Origin of the sequence: Rhizobium sp. Leaf371, from assembly GCF_001424045.1 — a bacterium.
In the GTDB taxonomy this organism is placed as follows: Bacteria; Pseudomonadota; Alphaproteobacteria; order Rhizobiales; family Rhizobiaceae; genus Ferranicluibacter.
Genome location: NZ_LMQB01000002.1, coordinates 1 through 17,556, shown reverse-complemented (window position 1 = coordinate 17,556; position 17,556 = coordinate 1). Strand labels below are relative to the sequence as shown.

Sequence of the window (17,556 nt, the reverse complement as noted above, 5' to 3'; positions counted from 1 at the left end):
AATGGTCACGTCTTTCGGCTCGCCTTCTCCTCAAGGCCTGACCGGACCGTGCGTCCCTCAAGCTCCTCCAGAACTTCCTGTAACGGAACGTCCGCAATTTTCAATACCACCATGAGATGATAAAGCAGATCCGCACTCTCGGAGACCAGTTCCTTCCGGTCGCCGGAAATTGCGGCGATCACCGTTTCCACGGCTTCCTCGCCAAGCTTCTTGGCCGCGCGCGCCTGTCCTTGTTCAACGAGCTTGGCGGTCCACGATGTCTCCGGTGAGGCCTTTGCCCGCTCGGCGACGATGGCTTCGAGATCGGAAAGCAAAAACCGGGTCACAGGATGCTCTCCGCCTGCGCCAAGCCGTCGAGCCGCATCGGAATGCCGTGCTCGGCCATGTAGCGCTTCGCCTCGCCGATGCTGTGCGTTCCGAAGTGGAAGATCGATGCGGCCAGAACCGCCGTCGCATGCCCGTCGCGAATGCCTTCCACCATGTGATCAAGCGTTCCCACGCCGCCCGAAGCGATGACGGGGACGGAAACGCGGTCGGCGATGGCGCGGGTCAGGTCGAGGTCGTAGCCGATCTTGCTGCCGTCTCGATCCATGGAGGTGACCAGCAGTTCGCCGGCCCCGCGCTCGACCATTCGCGCTGCGAAGTCCACCGCGTCGATGCCCGTTGCCGTGCGGCCGCCATGGGTGAAGATCTCCCAGGCGCTGGTGCCTTCCGCTCCCGGCGACACGCGCCGCTTGGCGTCGATCGAGACGACGATGCACTGGTTGCCGAACTTGTCGGCCGCCTGCGCCACGAAATCGGGATCGCGCACGGCCGCGGAGTTGATCGAGACCTTGTCGGCGCCCGCCAGAAGCAGGCGGCGAATGTCGGCGACACTGCGTACGCCGCCGCCGACGGTCAGCGGCATGAAGCAATGTTCGGCGGTGCGCTCGACCACGTCGAAGATCGTGTCGCGGCCGTCCGACGAGGCGGTGATATCGAGAAAGCAGAGTTCGTCGGCCCCGGCCGCGTCATAGGCCTTGGCCGATTCGACGGGGTCGCCGGCATCGATCAGATCGACGAAGCTGACGCCCTTGACGACGCGGCCGTCCTTGACGTCGAGGCAGGGGATCACGCGGGCCTTGAGGGTCATGCGGCACGTCCTCTTGCACGGTTGAGAACGGCGAGCGCCTCGGCCGGGTCGATCCGGCCGTCATAGAGCGCGCGCCCGGAAATCGCACCTTCGAGCTTGGCCATGTCGGGTGCTGCGAGACGATTGATATCCTCCATGGAGGCAAGGCCCCCCGAGGCGATGACGGGAATGGCGACCGCATCGGCGAGGGCCAGGGTGCCCGCCCAGTTGATCCCGGCGAGAATGCCGTCGCGATCGATATCGGTATAGATGATCGCGGCAACGCCGGCACCCTCGAAGCGCTGCGCAAGCTCGATCACGCCAAGTTCGGACGCCTCGGCCCAGCCCTCGACGGCAACCTTGCCGCCCTTCGCATCGATGCCCACGGCGACCTTGCCCGGAAAGAGGCGGCAGGCCTCGCGGACCAGCGCGGGATCGCGCACCGCGACGGTGCCGAGGATGACGCGGGCAAGACCTTTGGAGAGCCAGGTTTCGATATGGGCCAGCGTGCGGATGCCACCGCCGAGCTGGACCGGGTTGGTGGTCGCCTTCAGGATCGCCTCCACCGCTGCGCCATTGACCGTTTCGCCGGCAAAGGCGCCATTGAGATCGACCACATGCAGCCACTCGAACCCCTGATCCTCAAAGGCCTTCGCCTGGGCGCCGGGGTCCGGATTGTAGATGGTGGCCTCCGCCATGTCGCCGAGCTTCAGGCGGACGCAGGCACCGTCTTTGAGGTCGATCGCGGGAAAAAGGATCATGTCAGGGCTTCCAGCGCAGGAAATTGGTCAAAAGGGCAAGGCCGAGCGTCTGGCTCTTTTCCGGATGGAACTGAGCGCCCGCTTTGTTTTCATGCGCAACGAAAGCCGTGACAGGCGCCCCGTAGCGCGTCGTTGCGACGAGATCGTCAGGGTTTTCCGTCGCGAGGTGATAGGAGTGCACGAAATAGGCATGCAGTCCATCAGGCCCGGTCGGAATGCCGTCGAACAGAGCGTGCGGCCGGTTGAGCGTGAGTGTGTTCCAGCCGATCTGCGGAATTTTCAGCGCGGCATCCGCCGGCTTCATCTCCACCACATCGCCCTTGATCCAGCCAAACCCTTGCGTCGTCGCCTTCTCCAGCCCGCGCGAGGCCATGAGTTGCATGCCGACGCAGATGCCGAGGAACGGCTTTCCAGCGTTCTCGACGCCGTCGATGACGGCTTCGCTCATGCCATCGACGGCGGATAGACCGGCCCGGCAATCGGCATAGGCGCCGACACCCGGCAGAACGATCCGGTCGGCCGTCGCCACGCGATCCACCTTGTCGGTCAGGTCGATCTCCGCAGCGATGCCGGCCTCGCGGGCGGCGCGCTCGAAGGCCTTGGTCGCGGACCGCAGGTTTCCGGATCCGTAATCGATGATCGCGACGCGCATCAGCGGCTCCCATAGGTGTCGAACAGGCCGAAGCCCGGATTGGCAGGGTCGATCGCCCTTGCGCCGTTCTGGCCAGGACCGAAGCTCGGGCCAAGGCGCGGTAGAGGCAGCGCAGGATCGTTCGCGAGATCGTCGAGCGTCGCGCCATACATGGCTTCGGCCGTCTTCAGATCGGGTGCCGGCAGGACGGCGGCAAGCGTGAAGCCCCGCTTCTCCAGCCGGTGCGCAAGATAGGTTGGCCCTTCCAACGCCACCAGGAGCCGGAGCGCAAGTTCCAGCAGGATCGCGGCAAGTGCCGCATCGGCCAGTCCGCCGGCCATGGTCATCGCACCCTGCAGGATGAAGACGGCGATGCCGGCGATCCATTGGCGCTTGAAGAGAAGCCAGAAGGCCGGGAAGACGAAAGCCGGCCAGGCGAAACGATCGGCCACGAAGACCGCATCCGGGCTGTCGCGCCGCGCGCCGGGCGGGAGATAGACGAGAAACGGTGTCATCAGCAGCCTGCTCTCAACAGAGGAATCTTCTCTTGGGAAGACATGTCTCGACGGGGCGGCGCACCCTCGGGAATGCGCCCAAACCAAACCAAACCAAACCGAAGTAGCCCGGCGTCCGCAGCGGAAGAACCCGGCTTAGGCCAGAGTCCCCTTGGTGGAGGGAATGCGGCCGGCCTGGCGGGGATCGATCTCGGTTGCGGTGCGCAACACACGGGCGACGGCCTTGAAGCATGTCTCGGCGATATGGTGGTTGTTGGCGCCGTAGATGTTCTGGATATGCAGCGTGATGCCGGCATTCTGCGCCAGAGCGTGGAAGAACTCCCGCACCAGTTCCGTATCGAACGTGCCGATCTTCGGCGCGGAAAAGGCGACGTTCCAGACAAGGAATGGACGGCCGGACACATCGACGGCGGCGCGGGTCATGGTTTCGTCCATGGCAAGGTCGATCGAGGCATAGCGCGTGATGCCGCGCCGGTCGCCGAGCGCCTTGGCGATCGCCTGGCCGATGGCGATGCCGGTGTCCTCAACCGTGTGGTGATCGTCCACATGCAGGTCGCCCTTCGCCTCGATCGTCATGTCGATCAGAGAATGACGCGACAGCTGGTCGAGCATATGGTCGAAAAATCCGACCCCCGTCGAGATGGTCGATGCCCCGGTCCCGTCGATTGCGACGGACACGGAGACGGACGTCTCGTTGGTCTTGCGGGATATGCTGCCGGTGCGGCCTTCTGCCTCTGCCATCGGGAACTCCGGTGTGTGAAAGTCGCCTGATATCAGGCCGGCCGGGAAAGATCCAGCTTCGATTGACCCGCATCTCCCGGGCACGATCGGGTGTCCCGACGGACGCCGGGACCACCCTTTGCAATCGCTTCCGGCATTCTTACATAGATCGCGACATCAAGCATTCAAACGCCCCGGACAGTCCCGGGTGCGGAAGGCAACAGGACTCTCATGAGCGAACATAACCCCTACGGAACCATGCATGCGACCACGATCATCACCGTGCGCAAGGGCGGCAAGGTGGTCATGGCCGGCGATGGCCAGGTCAGCCTCGGTCAGACCGTGATGAAGGCAAACGCCCGAAAGGTACGCCGGCTCGGCAAGGGCCAGGTCATCGCGGGTTTTGCCGGCGCCACGGCGGATGCCTTCACCCTGCTGGAGCGGCTCGAAGCCAAGCTCGAGCAGTATCCCGACCAGCTGATGCGCGCCGCCGTCGAGCTTGCCAAGGATTGGCGGACCAACAAGTATCTGCGCAATCTCGAAGCCATGATGCTGGTCGCCGACAAGTCGATCACGCTGGCGATCACCGGGAATGGTGACGTATTGGAGCCGGAACATGGGACGATCGCGATCGGTTCCGGCGGCAACTACGCCTATGCCGCGGCACGCGCGCTGATGGATTCGGATCGCACAGCCGAAGAGATCGCCCGCCGCGCCATGGAGATCGCCGGCGATATCTGCGTCTATACCAATGGCAACATCGTCGTCGAGACGCTGGACGCCGCCTGAACATGCCCTTCGAGCCGGGCGCCTCTTACGTCTTTCGCCCGCTGCGCCCCGCGGATTTCCCCCGTCTGGCGCAGTGGCTTGCAGAGCCGCATGTCAGGACATGGTGGGATGCGGTGGAGGACGAGCTCGACGCCATTGCGAAAGCCATGGAGACGGGAGAGACGCAGCCAATGATCGTGGAACGGGAGGGGCGGCCGATCGCCTACCTCCAGTCCTATGATCCGCACCGGGAGGCGGACCATCCCTATCGCGACCAGCCGGCGGGAACCATCGGCATCGACATGGCGATCGGCCCGCCCGAGGAGATCGGCAGAGGCCATGGCGGCCGGATCGCCGCCAGCTTTGCGGCCCGGCTTTTTGCAACAGGCACGATGCGGATCATCGTCGACCCGCATCCCGAGAATGCACGCGCGATCCGCGCCTATGAGAAAGCCGGATTCCGCTTCGTCGACCGGCGTCACAGCCAATACGGTCCGGCCCATCTCATGGCGCTGGATCCCCAGATTGAAGAAACGGACACACCATGACGACCTTTTCCCCCCGCGAGATCGTTTCCGAACTCGATCGCTACATCATCGGCCAGCACGATGCGAAACGCGCCGTCGCCATCGCCCTGCGCAACCGCTGGCGCCGCCAACAGCTGCCCGACGAATTGCGTGACGAGGTGATGCCGAAGAACATCCTGATGATCGGACCGACCGGCGTCGGCAAGACCGAGATTTCGCGTCGTCTCGCCAAGCTCGCCGGGGCGCCGTTCATCAAGGTGGAAGCCACCAAATTCACCGAAGTCGGCTATGTCGGCCGCGATGTGGAGCAGATCATCCGCGATCTGGTCGAGGTCGGCATCGGCCTCGTGCGCGACAAGAAGCGCGGCGAAGTAAAGGCGAAGGCCCACCAGAATGCGGAGGAACGCGTTCTCGATGCGCTCGTGGGCAGCACGGCGTCGCCCGCGACCCGCGACAGCTTCCGCCGCAAGCTGCGCGACAACGAGCTTGACGACAAGGAGATCGACATCGAGGTCGCCGACAGTGCGAGCCCGGGCGGCGGCTTCGAGATTCCCGGCATGCCGGGCGCCAATATCGGCGTGCTCAACCTGTCGGAAATGTTCGGCAATGCCATGGGCGGCCGGACCAAGAAAGTGCGCACGACCGTCAAGGAGTCCTACGCGCTTCTGATCGACGATGAGTCCGACAAGCTGCTCGACAACGAGCAGATCCAGCGGGAAGCCGTGCGCTCGGCCGAAAATGACGGCATCGTCTTCCTGGACGAGATCGACAAGATCGCCGCCCGCGACGGCGGCATGGGCGCCGGCGTCTCGCGCGAAGGCGTGCAGCGCGACCTGCTGCCGCTGGTGGAAGGCACGACGGTCGCGACGAAATACGGGCCGGTGAAGACCGACCATATCCTCTTCATCGCATCCGGCGCCTTTCATGTGTCCAAGCCCTCCGATCTCCTGCCGGAGCTTCAGGGCCGCCTGCCGATCCGGGTCGAGCTGAAGGCGCTGACCAAGGAAGACTTCCGCCGCATCCTGACGGAAACCGAGGCGAGCCTGATCCGCCAGTACAAGGCGCTTCTGGAAACCGAAGGCGTCGTCCTCGACTTTTCCGACGATGCGCTCGATGCGCTGGCGGATGTCGCGGTGCATCTGAACGCCAGCGTCGAGAACATCGGCGCGCGCCGGCTGCAGACGGTCATGGAGCGTGTGCTCGACGAGATTTCGTTTGCCGCACCCGACAAGTCGGGCGAGCAGCTCGCGATCGATGCCGAGTATGTGCGCAAGCATGTCGGTGACCTCGCTGCCAATACGGACCTGTCGCGCTATATTCTCTGATGCGCTGCGATCCGCCTGCCGCCGTGTCTTTGAGAGGCGTGGGGCAGGCGGTTGCGGCAGCATGCCGAATATCGGAGGATGGCAGAGGACATGCCCCATGGCATGATTCCGACACCTTTGCGCCGCATCACGAGCGCACCGCCATATCCTTTGGAGACTGAAGCCTTGCGCAAACTTGTTCCCGCTCTCGCCCTCGTCACGGTCCTGATTGCTTCGGGCCTGCTCGTTTCGGGACTGGCTGCGTCGGGATCGCCGGCCAGAGCGGAGATGCACGTCATGCCGGAGGGCAACCGCAATGCGGAACAGCCGTCCGTGCCCGGCGCTTCGGTTCGCCGCACGAAGGCCGGAAAATCGACCTTCGACGCAAAGTATGAAAAGGTTCGCCAGCTGCTTGCGACCGACAGCAAGCTAATGGGCAAGATCAAGTCCACGGCACGCGCCTATGGCATCGACCCGATCCATATGGTCGGCGCCATCGTCGGCGAACATACCTATAATGTCGATGCCTATGACCGGCTGCAGTCCTATTACGTCAAGGCGGCGGCCTATGCCGGAGACAGCTTCCGTTTTGCCTATGAGGGCGAATCGATCGCCGACTTCGTCGACCGTCCGCAATTTTCCGTCTGTGCCGGCAAGAAAGGGTCCTACGCTCTCTGGAGCTGCCGCGAGAGCGTCTGGGACAAAGAGTTCCGCGGCGAAACGGTGGGGGGGACAACGTTCCCGAACAACCGTTTTTCCGCCGTCTTCTTCCAGCCCTTTTATGCGGGACAGACCTTCGGCCTTGGCCAGATCAATCCACTGACGGCCCTGATGATGACCGACACGGTCACCCGCGTGTCCGGCTATGATCGGCTGGACGAAAACAGCGCGGCCGACGTCTATAAAGCAATCATGGATCCCGACCAGTCGCTCGCCTACATGGCGGCCGTCATCCGCCACTCGATCGACGTCTATCGCTCGGTGGCCGACATCGACATCAGCGACAATCCCGGCATCACTGCGACGCTCTACAATATCGGCAATCCCGACCAGCGCGCCGCAGCGCTTGCCGCGAAGAACCGATCGGGCTCCGTGCAGTGGCCGGAGGAAAACTATTATGGCTGGCTGGTGAACGAGAAGCTGCCCGAGTTGAAGGCGCTTCTCTGATCCAACGGAGGTCGGCGCCAGAAGCCCCCCACCCCGATCCCGGCCCAAACCTCAAAGGTCAACATCCGATGGACATGATCTCGCGAACGTTCGAGCCGCCGGCCCCCATTCCCCGCAAGCAGGAACTCTCGAAGCTCAACGTTCTCCGGACGGTTCTGCGCAATCCGCTCGAACTCTGGAGCGAGCAATCCTACACGCTCCCCTGGATCGAGACACGGTTCGTCAACCAGCAGACCCTGATCGTCAACGATCCCGGCCTCATCCGCTACATCCTTGTCGAGAACGTCGCGAATTACGAGATGTCGGAGGTGCGCCGGCTCGTGCTGCGGCCGATCCTGCGCGATGGACTGCTGACGGCCGAAGGGCCGACATGGAAGCGCACGCGCAAGGCGGTCGCGCCGGTCTTCACGCCCCGCCACGCCAAGGGCTTCGCCGACAAGATGCTTTCGACCTGCAAGCACTATGCGCGCCGGTATACGCGGGCGGCCGACGGGGGCATGTCTGTCGATATCGCCACCGACATGACCGAACTAACCTACGATATCCTGGCGGAAACCTTGTTTTCCGGGCAGATCGCTGCGGAAACCGAAGCCTTCACCAAGGATGTCGAGACGCTGCTCGGCAGCATGGGCCGTATCGATCCCATGGACATGCTGCTGGCCCCATCCTGGGTCCCGCGTGTGACCCGCTGGGGGAGCGGCAAACTGATGCGCCGCTTCGGAACGGTCGTTGCCGCCACGATGGAGGAGCGCCGCCGGCAGATGCGCGCCCACCCCGAGACGGTGCCGCAGGATTTCCTGACCTTGCTTCTCGAACGCGAAGGCCCGGACGGGCTGCATGCCGACGAGATCGCCGACAACATCCTCACCTTCATCGGCGCCGGTCATGAAACGACGGCCCGAGCGCTGGGCTGGACGTTCTATTGCATCGCGCATGTCCCCGAATTTCGGGCTCTGATGGAGGCGGAAATCGATCGCGTCGTCGCAGACGGCACGGATCCCGTCGATTGGCTGGACAACATGCCGCATGTCCGCGCCGCGTTCGAGGAATCCATGCGGCTTTATCCGCCGGCGCCCTCGATCAATCGTGCGGCCATCGAGGCGGACAGCTGGACGTCGCCGACCGGCGAGCGCGTCGATATCGCAAAGGGCGTCTCGGTTCTCGTCATGCCCTGGACCCTGCACCGGCACACGCTCTATTGGGAAAACCCGCGCGCTTTCGTGCCGCAGCGCTTCCTGCCCGGCCATCGCGAGAGCCTGCACCGGTTCCAGTATCTGCCCTTCGGCGCCGGCCCACGCGTCTGCATCGGTGCGACCTTCGCGCTGCAGGAAGCCGTCATCGCGCTCGGCGTTCTGATGAAAGACTATCGTTTCGACGTGACGCCCCAGACCCGCCCCTGGCCGGTTCAACGGCTGACGACGCAGCCGCAGGGCGGCATCCCCATGCGGGTGACGCGACGATAGGATACTCACCGTGCATAGCCCTTCCCCATCGGAAGACGTTGACTTCGCGGCGTACGTGAGGACATTGCAGTGCACGCAACGGGGCAAGAGCGAGGAGACCTCATGAACCGCATCGATATCAACGGTTTGCAGATTGAACAGGGCCTTCATGGCTTCATCGTCAACGAGGCGCTGGCCGGCACGGGACTGGAGCCCGAACGCTTCTTCGAGAGCTTCTCCGCGATCGTCCATGATCTCGCACCGAAGAACCGGGCCCTGCTGCAGGTTCGCGATGCCTTGCAGGAGAAGATCGATGCCTGGTATCGCGCAAACGGCGTGCCGGTCGATCTCAAGGCCTATACCGGTTTCCTGACCGAGATCGGCTATCTCCTGCCCGAAGAACCTGATTTCACGGTCTCGACCTCCCATGTCGATCCCGAGATCGCAGCGATCGCCGGGCCGCAATTGGTCGTGCCCGTGATGAATGCGCGCTATGCGCTCAACGCCGCTAATGCGCGCTGGGGTTCGCTCTACGATGCGCTCTACGGCACGGATGCGATTTCCGACGAAGGCGGCGCGGAGAAGGGCAAGGCCTACAATCCGGCCCGCGGCAGCAAGGTCATCGCCTGGGCCCGCAACTTTTTGGATTCGAGCGCACCGCTCGCAGGCGCGAGCTGGACAGATCTCCGCTCGATCTCGGTGACCGACGGTCGCCTGATCCTGAACGACGGCACCCTCGCGCTGAAGGATCCGGCCCAGTTCGTCGGCTTCACGGGCGATGCCGCAGCGCCCGCATCGATCGTCCTCAAGCGCAACGGCCTGCATGTCCAGATCGTCATCGATTCCACGACCGCCATCGGCGGCGGCGATCCGGCGCATATTTCCGATGTCGTCCTGGAATCCGCCATCACCGCGATCATGGACTGCGAAGATTCCGTTGCGGCCGTCGATGCCGACGACAAGACGCTGATCTACCGCAACTGGCTCGGCCTGATGGACGGCACGCTGACGGAAGAGGTTTCCAAGGGCGGCACCCGCTTCACCCGCCGTCTCAATCCGGATGTCGCGCTGACGGCGCCCGATGGCAGCGAGATCGCGTTGAAAGGCCGGGCGCTGATGCTCGTGCGCAATGTCGGCCACCTCATGACGAATCCGGCAATCCTCGATCGCGACGGCAACGAGGTGCCGGAAGGTATCATGGACGCGATGTTCACGGCCCTGATCGCACTTCGGGATATCGGCCCGTCCGGACGTCGCATGAACTCGCGCGAAGGCTCGATGTATGTCGTCAAGCCGAAGATGCACGGTCCCGACGAAGTGGCCTTCGCCTGCGAGATCTTTACCCGCGTCGAACAGGCGCTGGGCATGGCGCCGAACACGATCAAGATGGGCATCATGGATGAGGAGCGCCGCACGACGGTCAATCTCAAATCCTGCATCCGTGCCGCGCGCGCGCGTGTCGTGTTCATCAATACCGGCTTCCTCGACCGGACCGGCGACGAGATCCACACCTCCATGGAAGCGGGTCCGATGATCCGCAAAGGCGACATGAAGCAGGCAGCCTGGATCGCGGCCTATGAGAACTGGAACGTCGATATCGGCCTGTCCTGCGGTCTGGCCGGCCATGCGCAGATCGGCAAGGGCATGTGGGCCATGCCGGATCTGATGGCGGCGATGCTGGAGCAGAAGATCGCCCACCCCAAGGCCGGCGCCAACACCGCCTGGGTTCCCTCGCCGACGGCGGCCACGCTGCACGCGACGCATTACCACACGGTCGATGTTGCCGAGGTTCAGAAGGGTCTGAAGACCCGCCCCCGCGCCAAGCTCGACGATATCCTGTCCATCCCGGTGGCAACGCGCCCGAACTGGACGCCGGACGAAATCCAGCGTGAACTCGACAACAATGCGCAGGGCATTCTCGGCTACGTCGTCCGTTGGATCGATCAGGGCGTCGGCTGCTCCAAGGTGCCCGACATCAACAATATCGGCCTGATGGAAGATCGCGCCACGCTGCGCATTTCCGCCCAGCACATGGCGAACTGGCTCCATCACGGCGTCGTCTCGCGCGATCAGGTCACCGAGACCCTGAAGCGCATGGCCGCCATTGTCGATCGGCAGAATGCGGACGACCCGGCCTACCGCCCGATGGCACCGGATTTCGATTCGTCTGTCGCCTTCCAGGCTGCGCTCGATCTCGTCTTCAAGGGGCGCGAACAGCCGAACGGCTACACCGAACCGGTCCTTCACCGCCGCCGCCTCGAATTGAAAGCGGCATCGCGATAACAAGACCCATAAAAAAACCCGGAGCGATCCGGGTTTTTTCGTCAATGCCGAAACGCCAGGAGCGGCTCGACTACTGCTGGACGACGACCAGCGTATTCTTGCCTGGGCGAACGCGGGAATAGAGGTCGATGATGTCCTGGTTCATCAGGCGGATGCAGCCCGAGGAAGCAGCCGTCCCGATCGAGTTCCATTCCGGCGTGCCGTGCAGACGGAACAAGGTGTCCTTGCCTTCGTCGTTGAAGAGATAGAGCGCGCGCGCGCCGAGCGGATTGCGCAGGCCCGGGCCCATGCCGGATTCGACATACTGCGCGACGTCAGGGCGACGTTCGGCCATTTCCTTCGGCGGATGCCATGTCGGCCATTCCTGCTTCCAGGCCACATAGGCGCGGCCCTGCCAGGCAAAGCCCTGCTTGCCGACGCCGATCCCGTAGCGAACCGCCTTGCCGCCCGGCAGCACGTAATAGAGGAAGCGGTTCGGCGTGTTGACCACGATGGTGCCGACCGGGTCGTTCGTCGCATAATCGACGATCTGGCGATGGAAGCGCTGATCGACTCGGTTGATCGGGATCGCCGGAAGCGCATATCCGTGATCTTCGACAGGACCGTAGCCGTCGGAGAAGATCTGGTTCGTCGCGACATGCTGGATCGGCATATTATTGGACGTGGTGACGGGCGCCGTGGAGCAACCGGCCAGAGCGACGCTTGCCAGAAGGCTGCACAGGAAGAATGCGTTGCGGGTGCGCATGAGAATCTCTTAAAAGGGAGCGAAGGACGGCTCGAGTGGTTCGACCATCAGCCTCTATGCTTATTTTCCATTCGCCGGGTCCTTGCAAGGGAATGCGCTGCAGCATGAGGCTGCGCTGATTCAAATTCGGCCTGGATGGTTTTTTTGCAACAAAGACCGCCATGTCCGGCATTTGAAGCGCAGGCCAGTTAGGAAGATGCCATGCCGATCGTTTCGCTCCACGCCACCACCCCGCTTGTCGATGGACGTCAGTCCCGCCGTGCGATGCTCGTTCGCCGCGGCCTGCAACGGTATCTCTACGACCTGCGCCATGCTGTGATGCCCGAACTCACGCTTGCGGGCGGCCGCAGGGCCGACCTCGCCTCGATCTCGCCGAAGGGCGAGATCTGGATCGTCGAGATCAAGACGTCGATCGAGGATTTCAGGGTGGATCGGAAATGGCCCGATTACAGGCTGCATTGCGACCGGCTGTTTTTCGCCACGCATGCGGACGTGCCGCTCGACATCTTCCCGGAGGATTGTGGCCTGTTCCTCTCGGACGGTTATGGCGCCGACATGATCCGCGACGCCCCCGAACACCGTCTTTCCGCCCCGCAGCGCAAGTCGGTCACCCTCAACTTCGCGCGGGCCGCCGCCCAGCGGCTGATGCTCGCGGAATGGTGCGTCGGTGGCGCCGGCGACGCCTCGCCGCTGTCGGACATCATGTCCGGCGCGCAGGACAGCGATCTCTGAACGCTTACTTCGGGGCTCGCTTGGCAAGAATCCGCTGCAGCGTGCGCCGGTGCATGTTCAGCCGCCGCGCCGTCTCCGACACGTTGCGTTCGCAGATCTCGAACACGCGCTGGATATGCTCCCACCGAACACGATCGGCCGACATCGGGTTTTCCGGCAGTTCCGCCTTGTCGCCGTCGTTCTGGATGAGAGCATTGTAGACTTCGTCGGCATCCGCAGGCTTCGACAGATAGTCCACCGCGCCGAGCTTCACCGCGTTCACCGCCGTCGCGATATTGCCATAGCCGGTCAGCATGATGATGCGTGTGTCGTCGCGGCAGCTGCGGATCGCCTCGATCACGTCGAGCCCGCTGCCGTCGCCGAGGCGAAGATCGACCACCGCATATTTCGGCGGATGCCGTTTCGCCTGGGCGATGCCGTCCGCAACCGATTCGGCGATCGCGACCATAAAGCCGCGCTGTTCCATCGCGCGGGCCAGACGGCGCACGAACGGCCCGTCGTCATCGACGATCAGCAGCGACGGATCGAGCCCGATCGCGTCGTCCAGGTTGTCTGCAACTGTTTCGCCGGCCCCGGCGTCTGCTCTCTCGCTCATGGCGCGATCCCTCTTGCCTCGTTCAGCTCGTCTCGCTTCATCTCATGGAGGGATAGATAAGGGTCCGTCCCGAAAGGCGAAAGGTACGACCGGTCATTTCGCCGGCTTGGTGTCCATCAAGGCCCGCGGCCATTCGACGCTGACGCGCGCGCCCGGCTTCTCCGGCCCGCCATTCTCGAAGGCGAGCATCGCGCCCGACCGTTCCAGAAGCGTCTTGGCGATGAACAGCCCGAGCCCCAGCCCGCCTGCGGTGTCGTCGCGCTGCCGCCGCGTCACATAGGGTTCGCCGATCCGGCTCAGAATGTCGGGCGCGTAGCCGTCGCCGTCATCCTCGATCGTCACCGAAACGCGATCGGCGGAATGTTTTACCGTCACGATGACCTCGGTCTTCGCATAGTCGACGGCATTCTCGACCAGATTTCCGAGCCCATAGAGAATTCCGGCATTGCGCGTGCCGACCGGTTCGCCCTTGCGGCCGGAAACCTCCACCAGAGTGATCTCGATGTCGAACTCCCGATGCGGCGCCAAAACCTCTTCGATCATCGACGACAGCGGCAGGTAGCGCATATGCGCCTCGTCGTTGGAGGAGAGCGTCGTCAGTCGCCGCAGGATGTCGCGGCATCTCTCGCTCTGGCTGCGCAGAAGCTGGACGTCCTCGCCGAATTTCGGATCGTTGCCGAGTTCGCGCTCCATCTCCTTGGCGACCACGCTGATCGTCGCGAGCGGCGTGCCGAGTTCATGCGCGGCCGCCGCCGCCAGCCCGTCGAGCTGGGACAAATGCTGCTCACGCTGCAGCACCAGCTCGGTTGCGGCCAGCGCTTCCGCCAGTTCGCTCGCTTCCAGCGACACGCGATAGGCATAGAAAGCGGCAAAAGCCGTGGTGGAGACGATGGCGAACCAGAAGCCGACCATCAGCGCCGGCGGCACGACGAGAACCGCGCCATCGTACCAGGGCAGGGGATAGGGCGAAAATGCCAGCGCCGTCACGCCGGCCACGGCAAGCAGCGCAAGCGCAACGCTGTACCATTTCGGCTGCGATGCCGAGGAGATGATGACGGGAACCGAAACGAGGGGCGCAAACGGATTGGCGATGCCCCCGGTCATGTAGAGAAGCGCCGTCAGCTGCGCGAGGTCGATGCCCAGAAGCGTGAAGGCGGCGACCGGATGCAGCCGGTGCGCCGGGGGATAACGCAGGGTCAGGTAGATGTTGACGATGGCCAGAAGCGCGATCAGCAGGAAGCAGGCGATCAGTGGCATCGGGAATCGCAGCCAGAGCGCGACGATGATGATCGCGATCGACTGTCCGGCCACCGCCAGCCAGCGTAATCGCACGATGGTCTGCAGCCGCAGGGATCGGCTCGCTGTCGGATCGTCCGGCTCGCGCGATCCGGTCGCCGCGGTCTCCAGCGCCGTATCCTGATGTGCCATTCACGTCCCCCTCGGTTTGGCCCGCGCCGTCGGCACGGCCTGTGCCGGGTCCTCCGGCCAGGGATGCCGCGGATAGCGGCCGCGCATCTCCGCACGCACGTCCTTCCAGGATCCCGCCCAGAAGCCCGGCAGGTCCCGCGTCGTCTGGATCGGACGCTGACCCGGCGATATCAGCTCCAAGAGCAGGGGTATACGTCCCCCGCCGATCGCCGGATGCACGGTCAGCCCGAACAGCTCCTGCACCCGGATCGAGAGAACCGGCTCGTCGGCATCGTAGCGGATCGCATGGCGGTTGCCCGTCGGCGCCTCGAAATGCGTCGGCACGAGCTTGGACAGGTCCCGCGATGCGCCTTGTGGAACGAGGGATTGGAGTCCCTGCGTGAGGCTGCCCGGCTCGATATCGCTCAAACCCCGCGCATCCGCCTGGAACGGCACGAACCAGTCGTCGAGACGGTCGAGAAGGGCGAGATCGGAGACATCCGGCCAGGGATCGCCCAGTTTCCTGTGGAGAAATCCGATCCGGTCACGCAGTTGGCGCCCCTCTTTCGAGAACGGCAGCACATCGAGCCCCAGCATCTGCACGCCCTCCGCCACAGCGCGTGCGGCGTCCAGGCCGGCCGGCCGCGCCATCGGCGTCTCCTCCAGCACGATCGCGCCGATCCGCGTGACGCGCCGCGCCCGCACCTGCCGGCTTTGGCGGTCGAAATAGGTCTCGTTCCCCGTCACGATGGCGGAGGGGAGATGATCGACGACATCCTCCCGACGGATCTCGGCCGCCGCCAAGATCCGGTGCCGCCCGGCCGACCCCGTGACATCCGCGATGACAAGCATGGTCGCGCCGGACAGGCGCTCGGTTTCCGGCAGCTCGGCGCCGCGCCCATTGGCCATCACGAACCGCCCCCGCCCGCCGCGCTGCAGGGCGATCCGATCCGGAAATGCCCGGATCAAGAGGGCGCCCGCAAGAACGGGCTCGGCCGAACTGTTGCGCCGAACCCCAAGCTCGGACGCCATGCGCCGCGCAAGTCCGCGCGCCGCTTCGCCGCGCGGACTGCGGTCTGCGCGAAACTGCCGCAATCGATCCTCAAGATCGATCGATGTGCCGCCAAGCCCCTGTTCCGTCAGAAGGACGGCGAGCTCGCAGGCCGCCATGCCCTGTCCGTCGGACGCTGCCCCCACGACCATGGCCGCAAGCCGCGGCGGCAAGGCCAGATTTCGAATCCGCTGTCCGGCCTCCGTCAGCCTCCCCTCGGCATCCACGGCGCCGAGGGACGAGAGCAGCGCCCGCGCCTCGCGCCAGGCCGGGCCTGGCGGCGCATCGAGAAATCCCATGGAGGAGGGATCGGTCACGCCCCAATGCGCCAGATCGAGCACGAGCCCGGAGAGATCGCTTGCGAGAATCTGCGGCGGCGTGAATGCAGGCAGCGCCGCTGTCTGTCCCGGATGCCAGAGCCGGACGGCGATGCCGGGCTCGGTGCGCCCGGCGCGCCCGGCCCGCTGGTCGGCCGAGGCCTTGGAGACGCGAACGGTTTCAAGCCGCGTGATGCCTGTCGCCGCCTCATAGGCCGGCAGGCGCTGCAAGCCGCTATCGATCACGATCCGGACGCCGTCGATGGTGATCGACGTCTCCGCGATCGAGGTCGCCAGCACCACCTTGCGCTGTCCCGGCGAGACCGGCTTGATCGCCCGATCCTGTTCGGCCTGGCTCATCGTTCCGTAAAGACCAATCATGTCGGTCGCTCCGGGAAGGCGACCCTGCAGCCGCTCGATCGTCCGCTTGATCTCCGCCTGCCCGGGGAGAAAAGCCAGAATGGAGCCCTCCTCGCCGCGATGCGCCTCGATGATCGCCCGTGCCATGGCATCTTCGATCCGCTCGTTCGGCAACCGGTCGCCGTGTCGGATGTCGATCGGAAAACTGCGGCCGTGGCTCTCGATCACAGCGGGATGCCCCATCAACGCTGCTACCCGCTCCACGTCGAGCGTCGCGGACATCACGAGAAGGCGCAGATCCTCCCGCAGCGCGGCGCGCACATCCAGGGCCAGAGCCAGTCCGACATCCGCATCGAGCGATCGTTCATGAAACTCGTCGAAGAGAACGGCCGCCACCCCTTTGAGCTCCGGATCGTCGAGCACCATCCGGGCGAACACACCTTCGGTCACCACCTCGATGCGCGTCCGCGCCGAGATGCGGCTGTCGAGCCGCATCCGGTATCCCGCTCGCTCCCCGATCTCCTCGCCGAGAAGCGATGCGATGCGGCCCGCCGCGGCCCGTGCTGCAAGGCGCCTCGGTTCGAGAAGAATGATCCGCCCATCCCCCCGCCAGGACGCGTCGAGCAGGAAGGGCGGCACGAGCGTCGTCTTGCCGGCACCCGGAGGGGCGGACAGGACGGCAAGGCCGCCGGTCGAAAGAGCCGTCCCGATCTGCGCGAGGACAGCTTTGACAGGAAGGTCGGGTAGCGAGGCAAAGATGGTCATAGTGCCAATCTATAGGGCCCTGAGACAAAGTGCACGAAGCCCATGTTGTCTGTCCGCGAAAGACTGGCGCGAATGATGTGGCCAAGACGGAAAGGACAGGATGATGAGCATAGGAAGGGAAGACAGCAGACAGGTGATTCCCGCGGATGGGCTGACCGATTGGGGAAAATGTTGCGACGAAAATCAGGAGAAATTGAAAAGGCGTATTATATCAATGTGTTATAAAAAATGTCATTTTTCCCGCCACCCCCTGTTGACGAAGCGGTGCAGTGGGATCTATAAACCGCACACCAACGAGGGCGGCGGCGCTGCTGGCGACCGACGAACTCGCTCTGAAGTTTCTTGACTTTGCGGG

17 protein-coding genes are annotated in these 17,556 nt (G+C 64.2%); 7 read left to right on the top strand and 10 right to left on the bottom strand.

What is annotated here, in order from left to right:
• Positions 1-5: 5 nt before the first annotated feature.
• The 6 genes from ASG39_RS04835 to hisB form a co-directional block, all read right to left on the bottom strand.
• Positions 6-326 carry a phosphoribosyl-ATP diphosphatase gene (locus tag ASG39_RS04835; protein ID WP_062593494.1) on the bottom strand — a complete coding sequence of 107 codons (321 nt, stop codon included), beginning with the start codon at positions 324-326 and terminating at the stop codon, positions 6-8.
• Positions 323-1,132, bottom strand: coding sequence for an imidazole glycerol phosphate synthase subunit HisF (hisF, locus tag ASG39_RS04830; protein ID WP_062593492.1), 810 nt, complete (start codon positions 1,130-1,132; stop codon positions 323-325). Before hisF ends, ASG39_RS04835 begins: the two co-directional genes overlap by 4 nt.
• Positions 1,129-1,872, bottom strand: a complete 744-nt coding sequence (gene hisA, locus ASG39_RS04825) for a 1-(5-phosphoribosyl)-5-[(5-phosphoribosylamino)methylideneamino]imidazole-4-carboxamide isomerase (RefSeq protein ID WP_062593490.1) — start codon at positions 1,870-1,872, stop codon at positions 1,129-1,131. The genes hisF and hisA overlap by 4 nt, the downstream gene beginning before the upstream one ends.
• 1 nt (position 1,873) lies before the next feature.
• A complete protein-coding gene (gene hisH, locus ASG39_RS04820) occupies positions 1,874-2,524 on the bottom strand; it encodes an imidazole glycerol phosphate synthase subunit HisH (protein WP_062593489.1) in 651 nt (216 codons plus the stop codon).
• Positions 2,524-3,018, bottom strand: coding sequence for a DUF2628 domain-containing protein (locus tag ASG39_RS04815; protein WP_062593487.1), 495 nt, complete (start codon positions 3,016-3,018; stop codon positions 2,524-2,526). Before ASG39_RS04815 ends, hisH begins: the two co-directional genes overlap by 1 nt.
• Before the next feature lie 135 nt (positions 3,019-3,153).
• Positions 3,154-3,759, bottom strand: a complete 606-nt coding sequence (gene hisB / locus ASG39_RS04810) for an imidazoleglycerol-phosphate dehydratase HisB (protein ID WP_062593485.1) — start codon at positions 3,757-3,759, stop codon at positions 3,154-3,156.
• A gap of 210 nt (positions 3,760-3,969) precedes the next feature.
• Here hisB and hslV point away from each other — a divergent pair, with 210 nt between their 5' ends.
• The 6 genes from hslV (at position 3,970) to ASG39_RS04780 (ending at position 11,229) form a co-directional block, all read left to right on the top strand.
• Entirely contained in the window at positions 3,970-4,527 is a 558-nt protein-coding gene (gene hslV / locus ASG39_RS04805) for an ATP-dependent protease subunit HslV (RefSeq protein ID WP_062593483.1), read from the top strand.
• A gap of 2 nt (positions 4,528-4,529) precedes the next feature.
• Entirely contained in the window at positions 4,530-5,054 is a 525-nt protein-coding gene (locus tag ASG39_RS04800; RefSeq protein WP_062593481.1) for a GNAT family N-acetyltransferase, read from the top strand.
• Complete coding sequence (gene hslU / locus ASG39_RS04795) at positions 5,051-6,358, top strand: ATP-dependent protease ATPase subunit HslU (RefSeq protein WP_062593478.1); 1,308 nt, start codon at positions 5,051-5,053, stop codon at positions 6,356-6,358. Before ASG39_RS04800 ends, hslU begins: the two co-directional genes overlap by 4 nt.
• 267 nt (positions 6,359-6,625) lie before the next feature.
• Positions 6,626-7,504, top strand: a complete 879-nt coding sequence (locus ASG39_RS04790) for a DUF1402 family protein (RefSeq protein WP_156468032.1) — start codon at positions 6,626-6,628, stop codon at positions 7,502-7,504.
• A gap of 68 nt (positions 7,505-7,572) precedes the next feature.
• A complete protein-coding gene (locus tag ASG39_RS04785; protein WP_062593476.1) occupies positions 7,573-8,967 on the top strand; it encodes a cytochrome P450 in 1,395 nt (464 codons plus the stop codon).
• Positions 8,968-9,069: 102 nt separating this feature from the next.
• Entirely contained in the window at positions 9,070-11,229 is a 2,160-nt protein-coding gene (locus ASG39_RS04780; protein ID WP_062593474.1) for a malate synthase G, read from the top strand.
• A gap of 70 nt (positions 11,230-11,299) precedes the next feature.
• Here the strand turns inward: ASG39_RS04780 and ASG39_RS04775 are convergent, their stop codons facing one another.
• Positions 11,300-11,974 (bottom strand): L,D-transpeptidase, encoded by a 675-nt coding sequence (locus ASG39_RS04775; protein WP_062593471.1) that lies wholly within the window; start codon positions 11,972-11,974, stop codon positions 11,300-11,302.
• 201 nt (positions 11,975-12,175) lie between these two features.
• Here ASG39_RS04775 and ASG39_RS04770 point away from each other — a divergent pair, with 201 nt between their 5' ends.
• A complete protein-coding gene (locus ASG39_RS04770) occupies positions 12,176-12,706 on the top strand; it encodes an MmcB family DNA repair protein (protein WP_062593470.1) in 531 nt (176 codons plus the stop codon).
• A 4-nt stretch (positions 12,707-12,710) separates the two neighbouring features.
• Here ASG39_RS04770 and ASG39_RS04765 read toward each other — a convergent pair whose 3' ends face one another.
• From ASG39_RS04765 to hrpB, 3 genes are all read right to left on the bottom strand, one after another.
• Positions 12,711-13,301 carry an ActR/PrrA/RegA family redox response regulator transcription factor gene (locus ASG39_RS04765; RefSeq protein WP_062593468.1) on the bottom strand — a complete coding sequence of 197 codons (591 nt, stop codon included), beginning with the start codon at positions 13,299-13,301 and terminating at the stop codon, positions 12,711-12,713.
• 93 nt (positions 13,302-13,394) lie between these two features.
• Positions 13,395-14,729, bottom strand: coding sequence for an ActS/PrrB/RegB family redox-sensitive histidine kinase (locus ASG39_RS04760; RefSeq protein WP_062593466.1), 1,335 nt, complete (start codon positions 14,727-14,729; stop codon positions 13,395-13,397).
• Positions 14,730-17,201 (bottom strand): ATP-dependent helicase HrpB, encoded by a 2,472-nt coding sequence (gene hrpB, locus ASG39_RS04755; RefSeq protein WP_062593464.1) that lies wholly within the window; start codon positions 17,199-17,201, stop codon positions 14,730-14,732.
• Positions 17,202-17,556 lie beyond the last annotated feature (355 nt).